This is a genomic window from Microbispora sp. H11081, assembly GCF_012999535.1.
Lineage (GTDB): Bacteria > Actinomycetota > Actinomycetes > Streptosporangiales > Streptosporangiaceae > Microbispora.
The window spans coordinates 362,337-386,037 of the sequence record NZ_JABBWV010000005.1; the positions used below are offsets into that span (position 1 = coordinate 362,337).

A 23,701-nucleotide genomic window follows, 5' to 3' on the forward strand; every position below is an offset into this window, starting at 1 on the left:
CAGTAGGAACTCTGCTGAATTGTGCTCATAGGGATCAAGGGCGGCGCTCCGCGCCGCCTCGTGGCCCTACGCCCGCTCGGCGGGCGGGCATGCGGCCTGGGGGCCGGTCCCGCCCGCCGGCAGCGAGTGCCGTGAGAGACGCCTAGTCAAGTACCACACCCTTCGCCGCCGCGCATAGGCGCTGCAATTTCATGCCATCGATCTGGCTACCTGAATGGCCACTCTTTCTGTTGCCTGCACATACTTCACCGCAGCCTCTATGCTCAAATGATCACCATCATGCGCGACGCTCGCAGCCAGACGCCACACATCTCTTGCCCTGGCGCGTAAGTCAGCGTCAAGCCCCGAACGGCTATGCTCGGCGGCTTCTAGAATTCTCTCCATTGTTCTTCTGCTTGCCACAACGGCCTGCCGGGGGGATGTGGTGGCAAGAACTTGGAGGCGACCAAATTCCTCTCTAATGCTGATCTCTCTCTGGGCAACGACTAGTGCAGAAGTTGCTTCCTCCAGCGTGGTGAAGTTTGCGGCATCATAAAGAGAGTCGTCGAGATACGGTTCAGGAAATAGCTCCTGTTGCTTATATTCACTACCTGTAGGTGCAAACCTGCTGTCAATCCTGCGGAAGCTGTCAGAGCCAGCACGATGGATGCGATCGACGACTATTGATTGACCATCGTTAGCGCGAAGACGCCATCTGAAAACTCGGCTCGACTGCGAATGTGATACGAGAATCTCGCGTTCCTCGAGTCGCATTTGTCGCCCGTCGATAAAAGTGACGGTGGTGTGGGAATTGCTACGCTCAAGCTCATCCCTGAACCGCACAGATTCGCGCCGAATTGACCCACCCATGGACCGCTTCGGTAAAAGCTCATTATCTCTTATTGCGCCTAACGTCTGGGCGGCGAGGGTGCGAGAGATACGCCTTAGGTAATTAGAATCCTGTACCTGTTCTGCTAGAGGAGAAAGCCACTCAGCGCCTTGAACAGCACCTAAAAGTGACGCCGTCATCGAAGCCAAAGTATCAGTGTCGGCATCGGGCAAGAATGCGGAAAGCAATAGCCCGCTGAGCGGACGCGTCGCTGTTCTCGATGCGATATACGAAGACGCTACAGCAGTAACATGACCAGCACCGTTCTGCTTCTTATCGAAGCATCCGAGGCGCCCCAGGGTAGTCTCGTCATCTACCGCGGCCCCGCGCTCCAACGCCAGCAACGCGATTTCGAGGAGACCACGTGTTTCGTCAGCCGTCTGGCGCCAAGCTGCTTCTGGTGACTTATGGGTGACCGATTGATAGGCAGACCGCCATTCGGCCGGAAGACCCTCAAGTACTTCGGGGTCCTGCCATGTAGAGTCGGCATACAGGAAACTTAGGAGATCGCTATAGCCTAGAGTGCCGTTGAGACGGAAAGCGTAGCGTAACGATAGGGCGTGGATGAGTCCACCCATGAGAGCGCGGGGGTGGCCATGCGTGTGAATGCCATCCGTTAGTACTCTCGACACCAGTGGGCCGGGTGAATCCATATCTGCCGTTACAATGGCATGCGGTGCTATACGCATGGCAACGCCATTCGCGCCACGGGAAAAGTAATCTGAAGTCTGCTCCTCGGAGCCAGCTCCAGACCGCGTTGGTACATACCATGGCGGGGCATCGAAGCTACCCCAGTGACGCGCAGCGTTTAATACGGCCCTGCCTCCACCACGTTGATACGCAGGCCATGCGGGAAGCTCTACTCGGCTAAAATACTCAACCCACTCGTCAGTGAAGCATGCGCGAGCAACTGATAACAGGAGTTGTGTATCGTCGCTGTACTCTCCCGGACGAACCACGTCTTCGTATCTGTTGAAGCGCGAGCCGCTAAGGCGAGTCCACTCCCTAAAGATGGGGCGGGGAGGAACTGATTTAGCAGATTTTCCTCCGATAATACCGCTACGCTGCTCTTGGGGCCAGCCGAGCGCATCACCCACTGCGGCGCCTAGTATCGCGCCCTCCACCTTATCAGTGAAGTTTGAAGAAACGGTTTTCTTGCTAATCACGAGGTGCCGTCCTGAGGTGGCTGCCAGACGGTTTCGGTGATCACCCCGCCGTACCGCAGCCTCTTAGTGAGCTCGTCCCTGTCGAAGAACGTCGGTGCCACTACCCACTGGTAGTCGTTGGCTGCTACTCCTAGCAAGCGTAGTCGCCCCCACTCCTGCTGGGCTGCCTTGGCGCTGGGAACCACTATGGCACGGAGGTACGACAAGGGGACCGGACCTGGGACAAGCGCCTCAGCTTGAAGGTCAGTAGATGCTTGTGGGTGGTGCGTCTGCCTGCGATCCCAGACGCCGGCTCGGCTTGCGAAGCAGGAGAGTAGGGCCTCGCCACCGCTGCGTGCGTGAACGCCGTACCCTGTGGCAGCGTTGTGAGCGCTGAACAAGGTGCCCGGTGTGAGAACAATCTCTTTCTCTAAGAGAAGGCAAACCCAATCGTGGTAATTAGCAAATTGAGGTCTCTTGGTGGCCTTGGCTAAGTAATACCCATTGGGATATTCGAAGCTGCAGCATACCTTATCCGGATGCTTATCAAGTCGCTCTAAGTCGGTAGGGGTGAAGTATTCACGCGATTCGGCTGCAAGGTCCCGACTGCTCTTGATTTCACCGTCAGCAAGTATGTGGAACAGGTTCTGTGCTGGGGTGAAGTGCGCCAATCTGGTGATCCCAACCCGTTCTAGAGCGGCAGCAACCGACATTGTCATTGCGTCACCATCGCATAGAGCCCAGGTTCGGTCGGCAGTAGCGGCGTAAGAACATCGTGATCCGCGCTGTAAGTGATGATGAGATCCGAGCGTGCCCGCGTGACAGCGACATAGAGGAGCTTTGCCTCGCGCGCGAACGAGTCCTCGTCGCCAAAAGCCGCGACAACTTCAGGGAGGGGGACTGTGGTGGCACCACAAAATGGCATTATCACTGCATCGAACTCAAGTCCTTTGGCGGAATGATATGTCCCGTAGTAGATACCCGGTGAATCGTCCCACCTATTCATATCGTCTTTGATTGGCTTAGCTCGCAGTCCCGCAACCGCACGCTTCGCATCATTCCAGGTGCGAGCTAGCACTGCGACACTGTTGATCTGCGATAACGCTGTAGCCTGCGTTTGCACGAACCGTATTTCTTCTTGGATGTTCCTACACGCAACGACGGAAGGTGGGCTTCCCTGGGCTGTCGGAGCAATCGGTTCAACCAAGTCCTCTTTTGCCCCGCCGAAGTGAGGCATTTTGCTCATAGCTATCGCTAGCCGGGCGATGGCTGCGGTGTTTCGGTAGTTATCCCGAAACAATTCTATTTTCTTGATATTCAGGCTGCAGGAGCGCCAGGAGAGCGCTTGTCCATAAATTTGTTGAGCATAGTCGCCAAAGAATGTTACAGAACCAGACGGGTCGACCGCGTCTACAAGTGAGCGGATCATCTCCGGCGACAGGTCCTGGCCTTCGTCGATAACAATGTGCTTATATATGCGCGGTGTTTCATCGGTTGCCAACTCGCGTCGGACCGCGGTGGCTATATCATTCCAGTCATACAAGTAGCCTGCTGCGGCGCGACGACTGCGATAGTTCTCTAGGATGCTCCAGATAACCTTACGGTGTCCGTCATTGAGTCCTGTGCCTCTGCCCACCCGATCGACTTGGAGGTAGGAGGGGAGGTCTGCTATCCCCATCCCACTAATCCAAGCAATCTCATCCTGGAAGAAGTCGATGTCGTTCTCAAAAAACTTGTGCGGCTTATACTTCGAAGCAACAGTCCGAACTGCAGCTTCGATCAGAACGCGCTTTCGCTGAGGCTTGACGATGCTGTTGTAGTTAGAGGGCATCAGATTTCGGCTATTTAGATACCCTCTAGCGAATCGAGCGTAGGTCTCTACTTGGACCTGTGCGAAGTCCTTGCCTTGCTGTCGGCGAATATATGAAACGAGAGCATTGTTATAAGTTGCTAGTAGAACGGGGCCGTAGTTGTCAGTATTAGGATCCGATAGATACCGCGATCGGAGCATTGCCATCACGGTTTTGCCTGTGCCCGCAGTCCCAAGTACGACCGTGTGGCCTACGGGGGCCAGGTAGACGACGGCTGACTGCCTCCCGCGAAGTCGCAGCGACCCCACTGCACACTCCCCTATTCCACGGTCTGTCGATGGATAAGGGGACATTCTATCTTCCGTGCCGTGTGCTGCGCATGCCGAGTAATTAGTATGACAAGCCACGAAAGGCGCAAGTAGCCCAAACGATGCTTGAGGAGGTTGATTCATATCCATTTGGGAGAAAGGAGACATAGCGCCACAAGCGGGGAAGAGAGCATGTCAATGGTTGTGTTGGCCATAGCGGTTAGCCTGAGAGGGACTGAGAGCCTGATGATCTTCGTCTCCTCGCTGCTCAAGTGTCCCGGACGCGTCCGCCGAGTCAAGAGCGCCTACGGCGTCGCTTCGCGATCAGCTTCGCTGACCCTTGACACGGCGGCCCCGCCCTGGGGGTCGGCAGCTACGAGGAGGACAGGGGCGACCAGGAGGCGGGTCGCGCAGGCCCCCTGTCTGGGCAGTTCGCTGGCGTGGGCGTCGTGCCATTAGCGTGCCATTAAGGGCGGTCACCAGGGGGCACTCATGGTCACTCGCGGTCGGCTTCTCGCCCAGGTCGCGGCCGTTGTCCCTGGTGATCAGGCCGATTTGCAAGCAGGAAGTCAGGGGTTCGAATCCCCTAGGCTCCACCCCACGTCAAAGGCCACCTCCCGTGATCAGGAAGTGGCCTTTGCGATCTCGTACAGCAGCGAAATACAGCAACCGCTACGAATCCAGTTGCTCACCGAGCCGCTTGAGCGCCTTGCGCGTCTCCTCTGACGAGACCTCGCTGTAGATGTTCATCGTGACCGAGATCTGGCTGTGCCGAAGGATCTGCATCGCCACGCGCGGGTGAACGTCGAGGGCGACCAAGAGCGACGCGCAGGTCTTCCGAGTCGCGTGGACGTGGACCTTCCGCACCTTGGCCTTGGCGCAGGCGTTGGCGAAGCTCCGCCGGAAGTTCGACGGCTCGATCGGCCGGCAAGCACGGTACGACGGTCGGCGGCGAACTGACGGCATGGTTTTGCAGATGAGAGTCTTTTCCAGGGAAGCAGCAAGACCTTGGGGCGCTGCCCAAACCCCGGGGAGCTCAGGCTCCGAGAGGTGGCCCGCGGAAGCGTCGGGCCGTAGGTAGCGGGGCTGGAAGTCCTGATCGCTCGCCCGCCATCGACCCAGGCAGAGCCCAGCCGTGTGGGTTGGGCAACCAGCGGGCGCGGAAGGTCACCGGGAACATGTACACGCGAGGCCGGGCTTGCCCTTCGAGAGATCAGGACACGAGGCACGCGGCACTGATATGCACATAGCGTCCTGGAAGTCAGATGCCCCGGGGCCATCGCTCGGCGACACTTCACACTAATGGCGCGTCTGGCTCCGCAGCTGGGCCCGCGGATGAGGGAGGCTCAAGAGGCGCTTCTCTCGCTCCTCCGCGAGGAGATTCGAACTTGCGCAGAACGAACATCCCGACCAGCGTCAGCATGCTGGGGCCAGAGAACAGAGCCGCCAACCACGATTGCCCTTGTAGACCGACCAGGACCGCGGCTACCAGCATTACCAGGGAAAGCCCGAAGCCCATGCTGAGCCCGGCCATGAGCAGGCGATGCGCGAACCTCTCTTTGGCCATGCGATATGCATGCTCGCGTGCGAGTTGAGGTTCCAGTGCCTTCAGCGCGACGGCGCAAGTGCTCTGGGGGAAGCTGGGCCCACTGTTGGGCAATCTCCAGCCCAGTGGGTAAACGATCGGAGCCGGGAGTCATTCGCTCACCCCTCCGTCCCCTTGAGCGGGAACGCCCTTCACGCGCCTGGCCGCATCCGGCGGTGGTCCCAGTCTCAGGAATAGACGATCGAGCGCTACGACGAGAGGCGTATCGTTATCGGGGCGTAGGCGGTCGCTCGCTTCCATGAGAACTTGGGCCGAGTCGGAAACATCATCCACTGCTGGGCGCGCTTCCATGCGCCGGTCGAAGCGTAGATCTCTGTAACGGTGATGATAAGGATCTCCGCTGACGGACCATCTCTGTACCCAAGCGAACGCGTCTATTTCGACGAACGCGTCGTCTAACTTACCGATCCAGATATTGGCTAGCTTATAGGCTAGTTTTCGGATGCGACCTTTACCGCTCACTGCACCACCAGATTGAGTGGTCTCCTATAGGTCAGAATGACATAAGGCCGGGTGCGTGACCAACTGCGTGACGACGGAGATGGACGACCGTGGACACTGACGGAAGGGAGTGGACGACCCCCGCAGGTCGAGCCGCAGTGAGACCAGGTCGAACACGTGTTGCCGTTTCTTGATAAGTGAAGCGACCCTACGTTCAGGCGTGTGCCGTCCTCCTATAGGGGCTCATCGAACTTGATCGGGGTTGAGGCCCGGCTGCGCCTGCTCGCGCGGCTGCCGGGATGGATTGCCTCTTGAGGGAGCTCGCGGCTCCCGTTGATCATTTCTGTTGTCTAGGCAGAAGATCACAACAGAAGAGCCGCGAGCATGGTCAACGATACGACCCGGCTGCTGGGCCTGGGAGGGCCTGGCCGTCGTCGACGTCGTCGCAGCAGGTCAGGACGGGAACCAGAGCGGGCAGGGGCCGATCGTGCATCTGGTCACCGCCGACGAGGGCGCCCGGGCCTGCCCCGAGTGCGGGGTGGTCGCGGCCCGGGTCAAGGAGTGGGTGACCACCCGGCCGCGTGACCTGCCGATCGCCGGCCGCCGCTGTGACCTGCGCTGGCGTAAACGCCGCTGGTACTGCGACGAGCAGGCCTGCCCGCGGGGGACGTTCACCGAGCAGGTGGCGCAGGTCCCGGCCCGCGCTCGGCTGACGGTGCGATTTACGCCAGGCCGCCGGGGGCGGCCGTCGCCGACCGTGGCAGAACGATCGTGCAGTCGGCCCGCGACCACGGCCTGTCCTGGCCGGTGGCCTGGGCGGCGTTCACCGCGCACGCCCAGCGGGTGCTGCCGGATCAGCCCGGTCCTGTCACGGTGCTGGGGATCGATGAGATCCGCCGCGGCCGGCCCCGCTGGGCCTGGGATGAGACCACCGGCAGCTGGCAGACCACCGTGGACCGATGGCATGTCGGCTTCGTCGACCTGTCCGGCGGGCAGGGACTGCTCGGCCAGGTCGAAGGCCGTACCAGCACTGCTGTCACCGCCTGGCTCGGCGAGCGCACCCAGGCCTGGCGCGATGGCGCGGCCTTCGTCGCGATCGACATGTGCACCATCTTCAAGTCCGCCGTCCGGGCGGCGTTACCGCAGGCCAGGCTGGTGGTCGATCACTTATACATCGTGCAGCTGGCCAACGCGGCCGTCACCGAGGTCCGCCGCCGCGTCACCGTTCAGGTGCGGGGTAGGCGGGGGCGCAAGGGTAACCGCGAATGGGAACTGCGTAACCGTCTGACCCGCTCGGCCGCCCGGATGCACGCCTCCCAGCTCGACCCGATGGTCGATGACCTGATGGCGCTCCCGAAGCGGATCGGTGATCCGATCCTGGCCGCGTGGAACGCCAAGGAAGACCTGCTCGACCTGCTCGCCTTGGCGCGCCCCCACCCCGATCGCACCGTCGTCGCCGACCGGCTGTTCCGCTTCTACGACCGCTGCGCCGACTCCGGCCTGCCCGAACTCGAACGCCTGGCGAGCACGGTCCAGACCTGGTGGCCCGAGATCCTCGCGTTCCTCCACACCGGCATCACCAACGCCGGCTCCGAGGGCACCAACCGCGTGATCAAAACCGTCGCCCGCGACGCCTACGGCTTCCGCAACCCCGAAAACCAGCGGTTACGCACCCGCTGCGCCACCACCCGACGAAGCCGCGGACCTCAACCCCGCTTAACTTCGAAGAGCCCCTTTCGGTCGGGAAACGGCACTGCTCGCCGCAAGACAACCGGCACCGCTACTGCTCTGGTCGAGGGGCCGAGGGGCAGTGTCGTCGAGACCGCATCCTGTCAGGGAAGCGCGGCCGGGCGGCGGCGCGACGACGACCCTCAAGCGAAACTCCTGCCGGCTCTCGGTGAACGGAGGTTCGAGAGTAGGCCGAGAGGTGGGCGGACCTGCGAGTCAGCTACGCTATGCCCGATTCCTCCTCAAAGCAGGCTATGTGTCCCCCCATGTCTCTGCCCGAGAAAAATCCGCGCCTCCTGACGGCGCGGTCTTCGTCGACCACAGCGGTCGGCGGAGGAGATGGTTCACGGTGGGCGCGGCCGTGGTGAGCACGCTCGCCCTCGCGATGACGGCGACGCTTGTGGGCGCGGTGCTCACGGACACGCCGCTGTCGGACGACGGCTGGCCCGGATGGCCTGCAGGCCGGTCCGGCGCGATCCTCGACGACACCGCTTCCGGTGGCGAACCGGCCAAGCGCGAGCGGTCCTCCGCTCCGTCCATGACCCCGCCGGCCCCGTCCCGGTCCGCGTCCCGGCGGGAGCCCGGCCCTCGCACGCCTGCCGCGCCTTCCCGTACGCGCCAGATGAGCCGGTCAGCGTCTCCCACCACCTCGTCCGCGCGGCCGTCGCGCACGTCCGAGCCGCCGGAGACGGCGCCGGCGACCGGGCACGAGACGGAGACGGTGGAGCCGGAGCTCGGCACGATCCGCGACATCATGCCGCCCCGCGAGCCCGAGGTGACCGCGATTCCTGAGCCCGAACCCACCCTTCAACCGCCGCCGGCTCCGGTCGCCAGCGCCTCCGGAGCACCGGCGTGACCTCCGCCCGGCGCCGCCGCCGTCCCCGCGCCGGCACGATCCCCGAGCCCGTGCGGGCAGGTGACGCCGGTCATGGGGTGAAGAGGCGGGCGCACCGGCGGGGCGGCGAGCCCTCGGGTCACTGGCTGATGCTGCTCACCGGGATGGCGCTGGTGGGATGCGCGCTGGTGCTCGACGGCTTCGTCAAGAACGTCTCCGGCGAGACGGGGCCCGCGCCCGTCGGCGGCGACTCGGTGGCCTGGCTGGAGCCGCTGCGCCGGGGCGGCCCGGTGCTCAACCTGACCGGCGACGAGCCGTCCAGCGCCCGGCTGAAGGCCCGCACGGTGGCGCTGACGTTCGACGACGGGCCCGATCCCGTGTGGACGCCGCGCCTGCTCGACGTGCTGAAGGCGCGGGGGGCCAAGGCGACGTTCTTCGCGGTCGGCTCGCGGATCGCCGCCCATCCTGAGCTGACCCGCCGGATCGTCGCCGAGGGTCACGAACTCGGCAACCACACCTACACCCACCCCGACCTGGCCACCATCCCCGCCTGGCGGGTCAAGCTGGAGCTGAATCTCACACAGAAGGCGCTGGCCGGAGCCACGGGCCTGCAGACGACGCTGGCCCGCCCCCCGTACTCCTCAACCCCGGGCACCATCACCGTCAGGCAGTGGGACAGCCTCGAGACGCTCGGCCGCGAGGGCTACCTGGTCGCGCTGACCGACCTCGACACCCGGGACTGGCTCAGGCCGGGCACGTCCCACATCGTCAGCGCCGCGCGCCCGTCCGGAGGGCGCGGCGCGGTGGTGATGCTGCACGACTCCGGCGGCGACCGCACCCAGACGGTCGAGGCCGTCGGCCGGCTGCTCGGCGAGCTGGACCGGGCCGGCTACCGCGCCGAGACGCTGACGTCCGCGCTCGGCATGCCGTCGGCCCACCGCCCGGCCGGGCAGACGGCGCGGATCGCCGGCACCGCGCTCGGCCTGGCGCAGCGCGGGGCCGAGGCGTTCACGACCGCGCTGTGGTGGGTGCTGTTCGTCACCGGGGCCCTGACGCTGGCCCGGCTGGCGCTCCTGGTGGTGCTGGCCCGGGTGCACGCCCGCCGCTCGCGCGACCCGGAACGGGCCGGAGGCTGGGACCGCCCGCCGGGGGTGAGCGTGATCGTGCCCGCGTACAACGAGGAGGCGGGGATCGCGGCGACCGTGCGCTCGCTCGTGGCGACCACGTACCCCGGCCCGGTGGAGGTGCTGGTGGTGGACGACGGCTCCACCGACCGCACCGCCGAGGCCGTCGCCGCGGCCCGGCTGCCGGGCGTACGGGTGATCAGGCAGCCGAACGGCGGCAAGGCGGTCGCGCTCAACACCGGCATCCGGCACGCGCGCCACGACATCCTCGTCATGGTCGACGGCGACACGGTGTTCGAGCCCGACACGATCGGGCATCTGGTGCGCGGGCTCGCCGACCCTCGCGTGGGGGCGGTGAGCGGCAACACCAAGGTCGGCAACCGGCGCGGGCTCATCGGTCGCTGGCAGCACGTCGAGTACGTGATCGGCTTCAACCTGGACCGGCGGGCGTTCGAGCTGCTCGACTGCATGCCGACGGTGCCGGGGGCGATCGGCGCGTTCAGGCGCGAAGCGCTGGCCGCGGTCGGCGGGGTGAGCACCGACACGCTGGCCGAGGACACAGACCTGACGATGGCGCTTTGCCGGGCGGGCTGGCGGATGGTGTACGAGGAACGGGCGATCGCCTGGACGGAGGCGCCCGCGTCGCTGCGTCAGCTCTGGCGGCAACGCTACCGCTGGTGCTACGGCACGATGCAGGCGATGTGGAAGCACCGCCGCGCCCTGGCCGAGCCGAGGCCGTTCGGCCGCCGCTGCCTGGGTTACCTGGCGCTGTTCCACGTGCTGCTGCCGCTGCTGGCGCCGGTGGTCGACCTGATGGCCGTCTACCACGTGGCCGTCGGCGACCCGCTGCCCGCGGTGGCGGTGTGGGCCGGGTTCGTCGTGATGCAGGCCGCCGCCGGCTGGTACGCGCTGCGCCTGGACGGGGAGCGGGTGTCGGCGCTGTGGGCGCTGCCGCTGCAGCAGGTGGTCTACCGGCAGCTCATCTATCTGGTGGTGTTCCAATCGATGGCGACCGCGCTGCTGGGGGTGCGGCTGCGCTGGCACACGGTGCGTCGGCAGGGCACTTTCGCGGCACCGTGAGGGCGCGGCGAGAGCCCGGATCGCCTTCGAGCATGACGAGTGGCGTGTCGGCGCCATCCAGCTACTGGAGGGCACCGCCCAGGTCGGGGCCGTTGCCCCTGGTGATAAGGCCGATTTGCAAGCAGGAAGTCAGGGGTCCGATCCCTTGGCTCCGTCCATTCAAAAGCCCAGGACAGGGACCCTTTCTCTGCTGGGCTTGATGCGATCCCGGCAGGCGAAAGCACGTCTCAAGAGGGGTCCCACCGCGGTCGACTGACCGAAACCACTGTGAGCAGATGATCCAGGCCCTTGAAGTCCTTGGGGTTGCAAGTGTAGAGCGGCAGTTGGTTGGCGATCGCCACGCAAGCGATCATCACATCTGCTGTGCGGGGACGCGGGTTGCGGCCCGAGGCGATGACGGCGGTCCAGATTTGGCCGTACTCACGGGCGGCGGCTTCGTCGAAGGGAAGAGGGTCGAACTCAGCCTCGGCGGCCTGAAGGATCTTCATCCGCTGAGCGAGTTCCTGCGGTCCGGACGCCACGAGTACGCCGACCGACAACTCTGCCGTTGTGATGGCGCTGATCGCCATTTCGTCGGGCAGTTCGTCCGGGTCGATCCCAGCGCGCAGGATGAGGATGTCGGTGTCGAGCAGCCCTTGCGTGAGGGTCATTGCCCGCCCTCGCTGAACTCGCCTCTGCCGTACGCGCGATCGTAGGGGTCGTAGAGGTCGTCGTTGACGTGTCGGTCCATGTCCTCGCGGTACTTCCGGTCATCGAGACGCGGCATACCTCGGGACATCGCGGCGAACTCCGCTCGTGAGACGACCCGGCGTCGCCGACGAATCGGCACGAGGTCGCCGATGTGATGGCCATTGCGAGTCACGGCGTACCGCTCCCCGCGCTCCAGGCCATCCATGATCTCCGCAGACCGGTTGCGGAGATCGCGCTGCGAGATCTGATGGGAACGCTCAGGCTCAGAGGTGCTCACCCTATGAGGGTGACGAGAGTGTGCCATCTGGTGCCACCTAGTAGCACATAAGATGCCTATCCCTGATCGGGAAGAGCTCTCCCGGGACCGGCGGAGTCGTGCCCTCAGCGGGCCATCAAGGACGTCAACCGGGGGCGCTCGCAGGCACTTACGGACCGCGTGCTCGGGACGCCTGGCTTTCCTCGCGGATCGGCTTGACGGCGTCCGCAGACTCGCCCGTGGTTCAGCGCATGAAGAGTTTGAAGATGGCGACCACCTTCATGGCAGCACGGTCGGCGTCCCCGTCCGCGATCGCCTCGACCAGTTCGTGGTGGTGGCGGTGTGCCGCGTCCTCGTCCTCGTTCTTCTCGTCGCGCATGTGGGCGGCGAAGATGTCGAGCATGCTGGAGTACAGCTTGACGTAGAGAGGGTTGTGCGTCGCTGCCACGATCGCGCGATGCAGGGCGAGGTCCGCGCTCGCTCGCAGGTCGAGATCATCGGTCGACCAGCTCGCTTCCCGACGGTCGCGCAGCTCGCGCAGCAGTTCGACGTCGGCGTCTGAGCGGTTCAGCGCGGCCAGTGACGCTGCGGCGCTGTCAAGGGCAAGGCGTAGCTCCAGGTAGTGGCGGCGGGTGCCGCCGGCGAGCTGGCGTTCGAGAGTGCCTGTCAGCTCGGAGCTGGAGATGACGAAGGTGCCGCGGCCCTGCTCGCGGCGCAGCAGACCCGCCTGCACCAGCGACTGCACCGCCTCGCGCACCGTGTTCCTGCCGATCCCGAACTCCGACACCAGTGCGGCCTCGGTCGGTATGCGCTCACCGACCGGCCAGCGTCCAGAGGTCACCTCTTCGCGGAAGCGCTCGGCAGCCTGTTCGATGAGCCCCACTCGACGCATCGGCTGTTGCGTGCCAGACTCTTCGCGACTCATCCCATAATCCCATCATCTGCTGAACTTCCACCGGAGTATAACGTGACATCGCTATCTTCATCGGTCGTTCCGCTCCAACGTGGGCGTTTGACCTTGTGGGCCGGGCTCGCCATCGCCCTGACGGCGGTCAACCTGCGAACCGCCGTGACCGGGTTCACTCCGCTCTTGGAGATCATCGGATCCGATCTCGGCTTCGGGGTGACGCTGGCGGGCCTGCTCGGCACTGTGCCGGCGGCCTCCTTCGGCATCTTCGGGTTTCTCGCCCCAGCGGTGACGAGGAAGTTCGGACTTGAGCGCACGGCCACTGTGGCGCTGGGCTTGACGGCTCTGTCGCTCCTGATGCGTGCCTTCTCTCCGGCGCCCTCGTTGCTGGTCCTGTCGACCGTGCTGGCACTCGCCGGAATCGGGGCCGCGAACGTCGTGGTCGTTCCGTTGGTGAAGGCCTGGTTCGCCCATCGACTGGCCCTGGCGACCTCGCTTTACCTGATCCTCATGCAGGCGGGCCAGTTCATCGCCCCGCTCCTCGCGGTCCCGATAGCGGAAGCCGGGACATGGCGGCTCTCGGTGGGTATCTGGGCGGCACCGGCCGCGGTGGCGGGTGTGGTCTGGCTCGTCCTGGCGATCAGGCTGCCCGCCGATCACCACGCGCCCGCAGCCGTGACGGCGACCGAGGCGGGACCGAGGATCAGCCGATCGTCGACCGTCTGGGGCCTGGTGATCCTCTTCGCGATGCTGTCGCTGTCCAACTACGGGATCATCACCTGGCTCCCGGCAGTGCTCACCGACGCAGGTGGCGGCGCGGCCCTGGGCGGCTCCATGGTCGCGCTGTACTCGTCATGGGGCATGCTCGCGGCCTTGGTGGTTCCGCACCTGGCCACGCGCATGACGAACCCTTTCGTCGTGGTCGTCGGGTGCGCGATCTTCCTGGGAGTGGGATACCTGGGCCTGCTCCTGTCCCCGCTCGGCGGGACGCTGATCTGGGTGTGCGCGCTGGGAATCGGGGTGAGCACCTTCCCGCTCTGCATGACCCTCATCAACCGTCGAACCAAGAGCCCGCAGACAGCCTCCGCCGTGTCGGGCTTCGTGCAAGGCATCGGCTATGGGCTGGCGTGCTTCGGTCCGATCGGTTTGGGCCTTCTGCGCGAGGCGGCCGGATCATGGTCGGTCCCGCTCCTGGTGCTCACGGCGACCGCCGTCCCAGGGGTGATCGCCGGTTGGTTCGCTTGCCGTCCTCGCTTCGTTGAGGACTCCGCGCCACAGCCGGCTGAAGCGCGACGCTGACCAGCAGTCGCGACGACAAGAGTCAGCGTCGAACGGATCCGGCTCCGTGTCAGCGGCCGCACGCCACCGAGCAGAGTGTCTCGAACCGGGCTTGATGGAGACCATCAAGCCCGGTTCTTGACAGGGCGTGCGGCGCGGCTCGGATTGTCAGTGCGATGGGCCATACTCCGGCAGGCCAGGATGATCACCAAAGGCGAAGGCGCTGAGATGGCACAGTTGCTGCGGAGGCTCGACGACGAGGTCTACGTCCAGTACAACACGTTCGGGCTGGACGGCACCGACCTGCCGGCGTGGAGTTCCCCGACCGAAGAGATCTACCACTTCTTCGCGGGCGTGCGGCTGGAGTCCTGGGACGCCGAGCCTGGGCCCGCGGATTCCTCGTGGACGCCGGTCAGTTCGACGAGGTTCGTCGCGGAGAGCGGCGTGGTCACGATCGTCACGATGATGGACGGCAGGGGCCATGACTTCCTGATCGGGCCGCCGCGTTTCGAGTACGGCGTGGACATGCACCTGCGTGAGCCGCAGCCGGGCGACGGACATGGCACAGGTGAGTGCGACGAGGCATGGCTGCTGAGGTTCTGGCCGATACGGGACGTCTTCGACCCGATCACGCACGCGGCGCCGTTCTCCTATATCGCGCGCGGGGTTCTGTACTACTCGATCGACCTCGAGCCCGAGCAGCTCGTGCAACCGCCGGCGAGCCGGGAGGTGCCGGTGCCGGTCTCGGAGGTGGCCGACTGGGCGTCGCTGCGTACGGACCCGGACCTGGACACTTTCGATGGCTGGCTGCGCAGGTTGCGCCGCAAGGCCGAGGACAGGGGCGTCACCGTCCACGAGGTGCTGCGCGCGGCGGGGGTGGACATCGCGGACGGTGCGGACCTCACCGCGGCCTCCTGCACACCGCCGCTCGGGCGTGCGGGGCGGTTCAAGGATCCGCTGATCGACCGTTACTACGCCGAGCAGGCGCGGTGGGGCTCGTCGTCCGGGCCGAGTCTGGGCGAGGAGCGGCTGCGCGAGTACGCCGACGGCGAGCGCATCGCCAAGGAGTTGTGCCGCACTGGCACCCATACGTTCTCTGTGCCCGTCGAAGGCCGTGGCGCTCTGTACGTACCTCCAGGTGTCAGCCGCCGCGTGTGGCGGTGGGAGGACGACATGCTCGGCGGCGAGCTCATGGACGACGGACTGACCGTGGATCGGCAGGTTCTGGCCAGGAACCCGTGGACCAGACAGATCCTCGTCTCCGGCATCGTGACGATCCTGCGCCAAGATCACGAGAGGCGCGCCTGTGGCGACACCGTCTGGTACGTGGTGCGCGACGCCGAGCCGCACGAGGCGGCCAGGGTCTTGTGCGCGGAGGCCACCTGGGAGGAGGACCCGGATCACCGCCGGGCCTTGGACGAGGTGGCCAGGGAGAAGCTGATCGATCTGCGGGCCACCTACAGGAGCCGGGAGCAGTGAGGGCCGGCCTCCGGAACCCCGGCCTTCGGAGAGCCGCCTGTGAGAGGGGTGCCGCGGGCGGCTCGGTCCACCCACGCCGCGATGCGCGTCGACTGACGGAGTTTCAGCGGATCGCCTCCGCCGGGGTCGCCGGGACGATGTGGCCCGGGTGTCCGCGGCGGAGGTCGTTCCGCGAGCGCGCGTGCATCTGAGCAATTACGTTCTATTGATTTCCGCGGCACACCGCCCTGCCCAAAACGGCGCCTGCTCAGAAACGGTGCCTACTCAGAAACGGCGCCTGCTCAGAAGTGGCTCAGCCCGACAAGGTCGTACGCGCTGGGTGGCGACTTTTCGGACGCTCAGTTGTAGGGGTTGTCGTAGGTCACGGTTTTGGTGCGGCTGTTGTAGTTGTTGCCGGGATAGAACCAGCCGCCCGTCACGTTCAAAGTGATGTTCGCGAGGGTGGTGGGGTGGGTGTACTCGCCGTCGTAGAGGCCCAGGTACAGCTGGCACCCGGAGGGAGCGGGCGCCGTGCCTGTCTCGGTCGGCCAGAACCCGGTGCTGCCGTTGATCGAGACGGAGAAATTCGGCCTGGGGTAGGCCCCGCTCCCCCAGCACAGCCGGAGCGAGTACTTGAACTTCCTGTTTCCGTCGTCGAAGGCCACCGTGCCGGTCAACTGCGCGAGCATGAGCGTCGGTCCGGAGTTCGAGTTCACCGTGAGGGACACGGTCTGGTCCGGGCCGTAGGCGGCGTGCGCGGGAGTGACCGGCATCAGGATCGCCGCGAGTGCGGCGATGACCATGGCCACAGAGCTGACCGCACCACGTGCTTTGGAACGTGTCACTTCCAACCTCACCTCTTCCGATGATGTGAGTGGAGCACCGAGGAGATTATGTTCGGGGATTCCCGGCGTCCAGACAGGTGATCGAGAGGCACTGATTTGGCCCGGCGATAACCCTTTGCCGAACCAGCTCTCGCGAGGGCGGGCCGGGAATTCCACCAGGTTGCGATTGGTCCGGCGAGGCCGTAATCGCGGCGGAAACCGGTGAGATTTTCATTCCACCCGGCAGTCCCCCAACGCCGTCCCCGGCGGCCGCCTCCCGTGCTGCCCGGCCGTCGCGTGCGGGCCGACTCGTGACTCGGGCGCCTCGCGGTGGCCGCGAGTCGGACGCCCCAGGCGGGCGGGATCGCCGAGCCGACCTGGGGGGAAGCTGCTTCCGCCGCGTCGATCAGGGGCGAGATGCGCTCCGAAACATAAAGCATGTAAGCCGATAGTTTCAGACACCTGACCGCCGAAATATTGACGGTCAGGTTGGGAGGGCCCTACTGTCCCGTGGAAACGACGATCGTGACGTCGCCGAAAGTTTCATGCCGCAAAGAGTGAGGTCAGAAGGCTCTGCAGACAAAACACCCAGGTCGGCATGGCGGTGCCGAATCTGTCCGGCGCTCACGGTCCGGAGCCTGAAGCAATACGGCAGCGTCGCCGTACCGCACACGTAGGAGGGTGCCCGGCGAGCGCAGCGCGTTCTCCCGGCGCCGGGTCGCACGTCACATCCCTGACCACAGCAAGCGAAAAGAGGTCGCCGTGAAGTTCCGCAACGTCTCAGCGGTTGTGATCGCCGCTACCGCGGCCCTCAGCATGGCAGCGTGCTCGGGCTCGTCGTCCGGGACTTCCTCCGGCGGATCGGACGGCAAATCGTTCGAGTTCTGGTCGTTCACCGGGATCAACGCGAAGGGGTCCGCCGAGGAGTACAAGAAGATAAGGCCGGACGTGCAGATCAAGCTGACCGAGGTGGGGAACGCGCAGGAGACGGCGCAGGCGCTCACCACCGCGCTCGCCGGCGGCAAGGTGCCCGACCTGGTGCTGATCCAGGGCGACGACCTGCCCAAGTTCGTCCAGCAGCCGCAGAACTTCGTCGACCTGCGCACGATGGGCGCCGACAAGATCAAGGGCGACTACCTCGACTGGGTGATCAGCCAGTCCACGACCAAGGACGGCGCGATCATCGGCATCCCGACCGACGTCGGCGGCATGGCCATCGCCTACCGGGCCGACCTGTTCAAGGAGGCCGGGCTGCCGACGGACCGCGAGGAGGTGAGCAAGCTCTGGCCCGACTGGGACGCCTTCATCGAGACCGGCAAGAAGTACACGGCGGCCACCGGCAAGGCGTTCATCGACAACGCCGGCGGGAGCATCTACTCGCAGGTGGTCAACCAGGGGCAGGAGAAGTACTACGACCCCGCGGGCAACCTGGTGTACGAACGGAGCCCCCAGGTCAAGACCGCCTTCGACCTCGCGCTCAAGGCCGTGGCCGCCGGGATCACCGCCAAGCAGAGCACGTTCACCGAAGGCTGGAGCGCCGCGATGAAGAGGGGGGACTACGCCGTCGTGTCGGCACCGGTCTGGTTGCTCGGCTCCATCCGCGACAACGCCCCTGACACCGAGGGCAAGTGGGACATCGCCACGATCCCCGGCGGCTCGGGCAACTGGGGCGGCAGCTTCCTCGCCATCCCCAAGGGCGCCAAGAACCCGCAGGCCGCCTGGGACTACATCGCCGCCACGCAGTCGCCGCAGGGCCAGCTTGATCACTTCGCTCAGGCCAGGTCACTGCCCTCGACCCCGTCGGTCTACCAGGACCCGAAGCTCACCTCGGTCAAGGACCCGTTCTTCTCCGGCGCGCCCATCGGCACGATCTACACCAACTCGCTGCTCGGCCTCAAGCCGTTCCTCATCGGGCCGGACAGCACCACGATCGGCATTGAGTTCACGAACGCCATCGCCAACGTCGAGCAGGGCAAGGGTGATCCCGCGAAGGCGTGGGACGCGGCAGTGACCAACATCAAGACCGCGATCGGCGGCTGAGACCCTTCACGAGCGCCGCCGGCGCGTGCCGTCCCTTCCGGCACGCGCCGGCGGCGGGGAAGTGAGCAGACCGTGACGACGAGCATCAGCCCCACCAAGGCGAGCCTGCCTCCGGCCCCGCCGGTGCAGGCGGCGCGGCGCGGTTTCACCGAGACCGTCGCCCCCTACGCCTACATCACCCCGTTCTTCGTGCTCTTCGCGGTGTTCGGCCTCATCCCGCTGCTGTTCACCTTCTACGTGGCGCTGTTCGACTGGAACCCGATCGGCGAGCACGTGTTCGTCGGCCTGGACAACTTCAGCCGGCTGGTCGGGGACGTGCGGTTCTGGAACGCGGCGCGCAACACCGTGAGCATCTGGTTGCTGTCCACCGTGCCGCAGTTGCTGATCGCGCTGGTGCTCGCGCACCTGCTCAACCACGTACGGCTGCGCCTCGCTCTGTTCTTCCGCATGACGATGCTCGTGCCGTACATCACCTCGGTGGCCGCCACGGCCATCGTGTTCGTGCAGATGTTCGACCGCGACTACGGGTTGCTGAACTGGCTGCTCGGCCTGGTGGGCTTCGAGCACATCGACTTCACCCAGTCGGTGATTGGCAGCCATGTGCTGATCGCCGTCATGGTGACCTGGCGGTGGTTCGGCTACACGACGCTGCTCTACCTGGCCTCACTGCAGGCGGTTCCCCGAGCGATCTACGAGGCGGCAGCCGTCGACGGAGCCGGAGGTGTGCGGCAGTTCCTGCACATCTCCCTCCCCTCGTTACGGCCGGTCATCGTCTTCACGATCGTGACCTCGACGATCGGCGGGCTGCAGATCTTCACCGAGGCCCTGCTCATGAACCGTGGCGCGGCCAACACCTGCGGACCGGTCCGCCAGTGTCAGACGCTCACTCTCTTCCTGTTCGAGCAGGGGTTCATCCAGTTCAAGTTCGGTTACGCCGCGGCGGTCGGGGTGGCGTTGTTCGTGATGGTCGTCGTGCTCGCCGGCCTCAACTACTTCCTGTCCACCCGGATCCGCCCGGTCAAGGGCTGAGGGGGCGACCATGAAGACTACGAGGAGACGGCGCTCCGGCGAGCGTGTCCGATGGTGGACCTACGCGCTGCTCGCGCTCGCCGCCTTCGCCTGCCTGTTCCCCCTGTACTGGATGTTCATCGTCGCCACCACCGACACCGCGACGGCGACGAATCTGCCGCCCGAGATCGTGCCGGGCGGCAACTTCTTCCACCTCGCCGGCCTGGTGTTCTCGACCGTGCCGTTCGTCCGGTCGATCGTCAACAGCCTGGTCGTGGCCGGGACGATCGGCGTGGGCCAGGCGGTGCTGTGCGCGCTGGCAGGCTTCGCGTTCGCCAAGATGCGCTTCCGCGGCCGCAACGCGCTGTTCCTGTTCGTCGTTCTGACGATGACCGTGCCGACCCAGCTCGCCATCGTCCCCCAGTACATGATCATCTCGTCGCTGGGCTGGGTGGACACGCTCCAGGCGCTGATCGTCCCTGGGCTGGCCAACGCCTTCGGCATCTTCTGGATGCGTCAGCACATATCGTCCGCGATCAGTGACGAGATCCTTCAGGCGGCCCGCATCGACGGGGCTTCGACCTGGCAGATCTTCTGGCGCGTCGCGTTCCCGCTGGTGCGGCCCGCCGCCTTCGTGCTCGGTCTGCTGGGCTTCGTCACCGCGTGGAACGACTTCCTGTGGCCGTTCGTGGTGCTGAAGTCGCCGGAGATGTACACCGTCCAGATCGCGATCAAGGCGTTGCAGAACAGCTTCAACATCGACCTCGGGCTCGCCATGTCCGGCTCCTTCCTCGCCACCCTCCCGCTGCTCGTCCTGTTCGTCTTCGTCGGGCGGCGCATGGTTGCCGGGATCATGAACGGCGCCTTCAAGGGCTGAGGGCGCCGCCGCCTACCGGGCAGGGGCTCGAGCCGGGGCTGGGGGCGAGACAGGGCAGGAGGTCGAGGCGGGGCCGGGTGAGGTCACGCGTCGGCGGGCAGCGGTTCGCCGGTCTCCAGCAGCGTCTTCAGGCTCGCGATCACGTTCGGCCAGCCGTGGCTGACCATCTCGGCCAGGCTCGATCCGGGTTCGAAGCCGTCGTGCACGACGGTGAGCTTCACGACCTGCCCGGTCTCCTCGATCGTGAAGGTGACCTTCGAGCGGGCCTCGCCCGAGAGCCGGGCGAGCAGTTCGTCGTCCCACTCGAAGCGCTTGGCGAGTTCAGGGGTGACGGCGTGCCAGGTGTAGGAGAGCCGGCTGTAGGGCTCGGCCTCCAGCACGACCTGCTCGGGGTCGCTGAGCAGCACGCCGTGGTTGTCCCATGTCATCGGCGAGCCGGCGGACCAGTCGGTGGTGAACTCGGTGGCCCAGTAGCGGCGGGTGAAGGCGGGCTCGGTCAGCGCCTGCCAGAGCTTCTGCGGGGTGGTGCGGATATAGGTGGTGTAGACGAAGGTCGGCGCGTCCATCGAGGTCTCCTCCAGGGCGAGTTTCAGGTCCGCCAGGGCTTCGACCCTGGCCCGGTCGTAGCGGCTGATCCACCGGTGGGCGATCTCGTGCACCGGCGCGGCGTTGAGGTAGTGCAGCTTCTCCCGGCCCCGCCGTACGGTGGCGACGAGGCCGGCCTCCTCCAGCACCGCGAGGTGCTTGCTGACGGACTGCCTGGCCATGTCGAGTCCGGCGCACAACTCGCGCAGCGTCTGCCCGCTGCGGGTGTTGAGCGAGTCGAGCAGCGCGCGCCTGGTCGGATCGGCCAGTGCCCTGAACACCTCGTCCATGCCCGCCCTCCCGCCCGGGTCGTCAGCCCATCGATATGCAGCCTTCTGGGTGCCTTTATTTAGGCAGCCAGATGGCTGCATGTCAAGACCTGCGGACTGCCTTGCGCCAGGCGAGCTCAGGCGCGTACGAACTGGAGGACGGCGCGGGCGAACTCCTGAGGCTGTTCGAGATGGCCCATGTGCCCGCTGTTCTCGAGCACCGTCAGATGGGAGTCGGCGATGCCCTCGTGGGCGACGCGCGCCCAGCGGGTGCCGCCGAAGAAGTCGTGCACGCCGGCGACGATCAGCGCGGGCGCCTTGAAGCCGGAGAGTTCGTCCCGCACGTCGAACGGCGCGGGCTCCTCGCCGCGCATCGGGTCGATCCACGCTTCCAGGGCTGCGCGCAACGGCTCCAGGTCCTGCTCGTGCGCCCAGTAGTCGGCGAAGTACGCCGGAAGGATCTCCCTCAGGGACGTGGTGTACGCCTCGTCGTCCTGCGCGGCCACCGCTCGCTGGAACGCCGCCGGGATCTCGCCGGCCGCGGGCCGGTGCGGGAGCCGCTCGGGGAACCGGGCGATGTTCGCCATCGCGTCCGACCAGAACTCCTCTCCCGTGACCGGCGAGGTCGAGTAGAGGATCGCTCCGGCGACCCGGTCCGGGTGATCGAGCGCGTAGCGCTGGACGACGAACCCGCCGTGCGAGTGGCCGAGCAGGAAGACGGTCGGTGCGCCCAGGTGCTCGACCACGCCATGGACGAACCGGACGTACGTGTCGATCCGGTAGTCGCGGGGGTCGTCGAGGCGGCCGGAGGATCCTGTGCCGATCGGTTCGAGGTAGACCATGGTCAGGTGCTCTTCTAGGGCCGGCATCCGCATGTACTGCCAGGCGATGCCCGGGCCGCCCGAATGCACCAGGCACACAGGACCGGTGCCCGCGACATGGAAGACCTGCCTCGTGCCCTCGATGCTGATCTCCTGTGCGAGGGGGAGGGATGTGCTGGGGCTCATTCGTCATCCTTCGGGTTCCGGCCGGCGTTCGGCCTGGGGTAATCGGACTTCTCGTGAAAAAGCGGACACCAGGGTAGCCAGAGGGGGGGGAGCGGGCCCCGTGGTGAACCCGCGCATCTCTGGAGTCGGACACGCGTATGGAGGCATCGCGACCCCCCATAGATTACAATCATAATCTTAAAGATCATGCAGGGAGGGTTCGTGAGGTATCCCACGTCCGGCCCGCACAGGCCTCCGACACGGTCTCGTGATGGAGCGACGAGGGGTCGAAGATGAGTCGTGTCACGCAGGCCGAGGCACGGGCCAATCGACAGCGCGTGGTGGAGTCCGCCTCGCGGCTTTTCCGCGAGAAGGGGGTGCACGACGCGAGCGTCGCCGACGTCATGCGGTCGGTCGGCATGACGCAGGGCGGCTTCTACAAGCAGTTCGCCTCCAAGGCGGCGCTCGTCGACGAGGCGGCGGCCGAGGCGTTCTCCGACATGCTGCGGCGTCTCGCGGCCTTGGACGCCGGCGAGGGTGGTCACGATGCCGCGTGGTCGTCGCTGGTCGACTCTTATCTGTCGCCGGAAGCACGTGACGATCACGGCAGCGGATGCCCGGCGGCCGGGTTCGCCGGTGATTTCGCCCGGGAGCCGGGACTGCGCGACACCTACGCCGCCGGAGTCCGCGACATGGCCGGGTGGATCGCTCCCGGGGAGACCGGCCTGGCGGCCCTGTCCACGCTCGTGGGCGCTCTGCTGCTCGCCCGGGCGACGGCGGGCTCCCCCCTTTCCGAGGAGATCCTGAGCGCGGCGAGGAAGGCGGCGGTCCGGCTCACGGAACGAACCGCGGACGGGCCGCGGGCGGGCACGCCCTCGGCGTGAGGCCGTGCCCGTCCCGGGAACCGCGCGTCAGGCCAGGCTCTTGGCGCCGTCCAGGGACTCGCGGATGATGTCGGCGTGGCCGGCGTGCTGGGCCGTCTCGGAGATGATCTGCATCAGCACCCGCCGGGCCGACCATCGCGCCCCGGCCTCGAACCACGGGGCCTCCGGCAGCGGCTGGGTCGCGTCCAGGTCGGGCAGGGTGGCCACCAGTTCGTCCGTACGGCGGGCCACCTCGGCGTAGTCGGCCAGCAGACCGGCGAGCGTCTCCCCGGGCAGCATCCGGAACTGGTCGGCCCACCACGCTCGCTGGGCCTCGGTCATGGCCGAGGCGCCGCCCATCGCCGAGGGACCGTCCAGGATGAAGTTCGCCCAGCTCCGCTCGACCAGGGTGACGTGCTTGATCAGGCCGCCCAGGGTCAGCTCGCTGGCCGTGGTCCGCCGCGCCGCCTGCTCGTCGGTCAGGTCCCTGGTGGTGAGGCGCAGGAAGTGCCGGCTCTGGGCCAGCGCCGCCAGCAGGTCCGCGCGCTCGCCGCTGGTGGCGGGCGCGCCGGTGACGCCGGGAGTGCTCAGCTCGTTGACGGTCACAGTCGTCTGCCTTCCGTTGTTCCGCTCTCGGTCGAGGACCACGCTAGGAGCCATAGCGGTCACCTCCTGACCTGAACCGGCGGGACGATCGCCGGCATGGCGAACACC

Annotated in this window: 19 protein-coding genes and 1 pseudogene; 9 read left to right on the forward strand and 11 right to left on the reverse strand. The window is 65.9% G+C overall.

Features of this window, described 5'->3' with window-relative positions:
- Positions 1-189 precede the first annotated feature (189 nt).
- The 4 genes and pseudogenes from HHX31_RS16605 to HHX31_RS16620 form a co-directional block, all read right to left on the reverse strand.
- The gene (locus HHX31_RS16605) at positions 190-2,034 is read right to left on the reverse strand and encodes an ADP-ribosylglycohydrolase family protein (RefSeq protein ID WP_169949167.1); all 1,845 of its coding nucleotides are present in this window, start codon (positions 2,032-2,034) and stop codon (positions 190-192) included.
- 164 nt (positions 2,035-2,198) lie between these two features.
- A pseudogene (locus HHX31_RS35950) lies at positions 2,199-2,732 on the reverse strand (DarT ssDNA thymidine ADP-ribosyltransferase family protein); the annotation flags it as partial.
- Entirely contained in the window at positions 2,729-4,300 is a 1,572-nt protein-coding gene (locus tag HHX31_RS16615) for a 3'-5' exonuclease (RefSeq protein WP_311931828.1), read from the reverse strand. The gene HHX31_RS16615 and the pseudogene HHX31_RS35950, both read right to left, overlap by 4 nt.
- Positions 4,301-4,804: 504 nt before the next feature.
- Complete coding sequence (locus tag HHX31_RS16620) at positions 4,805-5,098, reverse strand: tyrosine-type recombinase/integrase (RefSeq protein WP_249346035.1); 294 nt, start codon at positions 5,096-5,098, stop codon at positions 4,805-4,807.
- A gap of 1,852 nt (positions 5,099-6,950) precedes the next feature.
- Here HHX31_RS16620 and HHX31_RS16625 point away from each other — a divergent pair.
- Genes HHX31_RS16625 through HHX31_RS16635 form a run of 3 tightly spaced genes read left to right on the forward strand, consistent with a single transcriptional unit; the run spans position 6,951 to position 10,946 of the window.
- Entirely contained in the window at positions 6,951-8,207 is a 1,257-nt protein-coding gene (locus HHX31_RS16625) for an ISL3 family transposase (RefSeq protein ID WP_211589790.1), read from the forward strand.
- Positions 8,208-8,256: 49 nt separating this feature from the next.
- A complete protein-coding gene (locus HHX31_RS16630; protein ID WP_169949170.1) occupies positions 8,257-8,763 on the forward strand; it encodes a hypothetical protein in 507 nt (168 codons plus the stop codon).
- Positions 8,760-10,946: a bifunctional polysaccharide deacetylase/glycosyltransferase family 2 protein gene (locus HHX31_RS16635; RefSeq protein WP_311931830.1), complete on the forward strand. Its 2,187-nt coding sequence runs from the start codon at positions 8,760-8,762 to the stop codon at positions 10,944-10,946. The genes HHX31_RS16630 and HHX31_RS16635 overlap by 4 nt, the downstream gene beginning before the upstream one ends.
- A 227-nt stretch (positions 10,947-11,173) precedes the next feature.
- On the opposite strand, the gene HHX31_RS16640 is transcribed toward HHX31_RS16635, so the two are convergent.
- From HHX31_RS16640 to HHX31_RS16650, 3 genes are all read right to left on the reverse strand, one after another.
- Positions 11,174-11,596 carry a type II toxin-antitoxin system VapC family toxin gene (locus HHX31_RS16640; protein WP_169949171.1) on the reverse strand — a complete coding sequence of 141 codons (423 nt, stop codon included), beginning with the start codon at positions 11,594-11,596 and terminating at the stop codon, positions 11,174-11,176.
- A complete protein-coding gene (locus tag HHX31_RS16645; protein ID WP_249346036.1) occupies positions 11,593-11,913 on the reverse strand; it encodes a type II toxin-antitoxin system Phd/YefM family antitoxin in 321 nt (106 codons plus the stop codon). Before HHX31_RS16645 ends, HHX31_RS16640 begins: the two co-directional genes overlap by 4 nt.
- A gap of 223 nt (positions 11,914-12,136) precedes the next feature.
- Entirely contained in the window at positions 12,137-12,817 is a 681-nt protein-coding gene (locus HHX31_RS16650; protein ID WP_211589791.1) for a FadR/GntR family transcriptional regulator, read from the reverse strand.
- 87 nt (positions 12,818-12,904) lie between these two features.
- Between HHX31_RS16650 and HHX31_RS16655 the strand changes: the two genes are divergently transcribed.
- Both HHX31_RS16655 and HHX31_RS16660 read left to right on the forward strand, forming a co-directional pair.
- A complete protein-coding gene (locus HHX31_RS16655) occupies positions 12,905-14,098 on the forward strand; it encodes an MFS transporter (protein ID WP_169949173.1) in 1,194 nt (397 codons plus the stop codon).
- Positions 14,099-14,305: 207 nt separating this feature from the next.
- Positions 14,306-15,556 carry a hypothetical protein gene (locus HHX31_RS16660; RefSeq protein ID WP_169949174.1) on the forward strand — a complete coding sequence of 417 codons (1,251 nt, stop codon included), beginning with the start codon at positions 14,306-14,308 and terminating at the stop codon, positions 15,554-15,556.
- Positions 15,557-15,894: 338 nt separating this feature from the next.
- Here HHX31_RS16660 and HHX31_RS16665 read toward each other — a convergent pair whose 3' ends face one another.
- A complete protein-coding gene (locus HHX31_RS16665) occupies positions 15,895-16,380 on the reverse strand; it encodes a hypothetical protein (protein WP_169949175.1) in 486 nt (161 codons plus the stop codon).
- Between the two features lie 741 nt (positions 16,381-17,121).
- Between HHX31_RS16665 and HHX31_RS16670 the strand changes: the two genes are divergently transcribed.
- The 3 genes from HHX31_RS16670 to HHX31_RS16680 all read left to right on the forward strand — a co-directional run bounded on the left by HHX31_RS16670 (position 17,122) and on the right by HHX31_RS16680 (position 20,284).
- Positions 17,122-18,399: an ABC transporter substrate-binding protein gene (locus HHX31_RS16670; protein WP_169949176.1), complete on the forward strand. Its 1,278-nt coding sequence runs from the start codon at positions 17,122-17,124 to the stop codon at positions 18,397-18,399.
- A gap of 72 nt (positions 18,400-18,471) precedes the next feature.
- Complete coding sequence (locus HHX31_RS16675; RefSeq protein ID WP_169949177.1) at positions 18,472-19,428, forward strand: carbohydrate ABC transporter permease; 957 nt, start codon at positions 18,472-18,474, stop codon at positions 19,426-19,428.
- 10 nt (positions 19,429-19,438) lie between these two features.
- Positions 19,439-20,284 (forward strand): carbohydrate ABC transporter permease, encoded by an 846-nt coding sequence (locus tag HHX31_RS16680; RefSeq protein WP_169949178.1) that lies wholly within the window; start codon positions 19,439-19,441, stop codon positions 20,282-20,284.
- Between the two features lie 83 nt (positions 20,285-20,367).
- Here the strand turns inward: HHX31_RS16680 and HHX31_RS16685 are convergent, their stop codons facing one another.
- Together HHX31_RS16685 and HHX31_RS16690 are read right to left on the reverse strand one after the other, a co-directional pair.
- A complete protein-coding gene (locus HHX31_RS16685; protein ID WP_169949179.1) occupies positions 20,368-21,159 on the reverse strand; it encodes a metalloregulator ArsR/SmtB family transcription factor in 792 nt (263 codons plus the stop codon).
- A gap of 116 nt (positions 21,160-21,275) precedes the next feature.
- Positions 21,276-22,145, reverse strand: coding sequence for an alpha/beta fold hydrolase (locus tag HHX31_RS16690; RefSeq protein WP_169949180.1), 870 nt, complete (start codon positions 22,143-22,145; stop codon positions 21,276-21,278).
- Between the two features lie 272 nt (positions 22,146-22,417).
- On the opposite strand from HHX31_RS16690, the gene HHX31_RS16695 reads away from it, so the two are divergent.
- Positions 22,418-23,008: a TetR/AcrR family transcriptional regulator gene (locus tag HHX31_RS16695; RefSeq protein WP_169949181.1), complete on the forward strand. Its 591-nt coding sequence runs from the start codon at positions 22,418-22,420 to the stop codon at positions 23,006-23,008.
- 27 nt (positions 23,009-23,035) lie between these two features.
- Here the strand turns inward: HHX31_RS16695 and HHX31_RS16700 are convergent, their stop codons facing one another.
- Positions 23,036-23,647 (reverse strand): DinB family protein, encoded by a 612-nt coding sequence (locus tag HHX31_RS16700; protein ID WP_169949182.1) that lies wholly within the window; start codon positions 23,645-23,647, stop codon positions 23,036-23,038.
- Positions 23,648-23,701 lie beyond the last annotated feature (54 nt).

What these genes read in the sequence shown, in the direction of transcription:
- HHX31_RS16700 (WP_169949182.1), bottom strand. Translation starts at nt 23,647, where the DNA reads ATGGCTCCTAGCGTGGTCCTCGACCGAGAGCGGAACAACGGAAGGCAG.
- HHX31_RS16615 (WP_311931828.1), bottom strand. Translation starts at nt 4,300, where the DNA reads ATGTCTCCTTTCTCCCAAATGGATATGAATCAACCTCCTCAAGCATCG.
- HHX31_RS16680 (WP_169949178.1), top strand. Translation starts at nt 19,439, where the DNA reads ATGAAGACTACGAGGAGACGGCGCTCCGGCGAGCGTGTCCGATGGTGG.
- HHX31_RS16620 (WP_249346035.1), bottom strand. Translation starts at nt 5,098, where the DNA reads ATGCCGTCAGTTCGCCGCCGACCGTCGTACCGTGCTTGCCGGCCGATC.
- HHX31_RS16695 (WP_169949181.1), top strand. Translation starts at nt 22,418, where the DNA reads ATGAGTCGTGTCACGCAGGCCGAGGCACGGGCCAATCGACAGCGCGTG.
- HHX31_RS16650 (WP_211589791.1), bottom strand. Translation starts at nt 12,817, where the DNA reads ATGAGTCGCGAAGAGTCTGGCACGCAACAGCCGATGCGTCGAGTGGGG.
- HHX31_RS16685 (WP_169949179.1), bottom strand. Translation starts at nt 21,159, where the DNA reads ATGGACGAGGTGTTCAGGGCACTGGCCGATCCGACCAGGCGCGCGCTG.
- HHX31_RS16660 (WP_169949174.1), top strand. Translation starts at nt 14,306, where the DNA reads ATGGCACAGTTGCTGCGGAGGCTCGACGACGAGGTCTACGTCCAGTAC.
- HHX31_RS16690 (WP_169949180.1), bottom strand. Translation starts at nt 22,145, where the DNA reads ATGAGCCCCAGCACATCCCTCCCCCTCGCACAGGAGATCAGCATCGAG.
- HHX31_RS16640 (WP_169949171.1), bottom strand. Translation starts at nt 11,596, where the DNA reads ATGACCCTCACGCAAGGGCTGCTCGACACCGACATCCTCATCCTGCGC.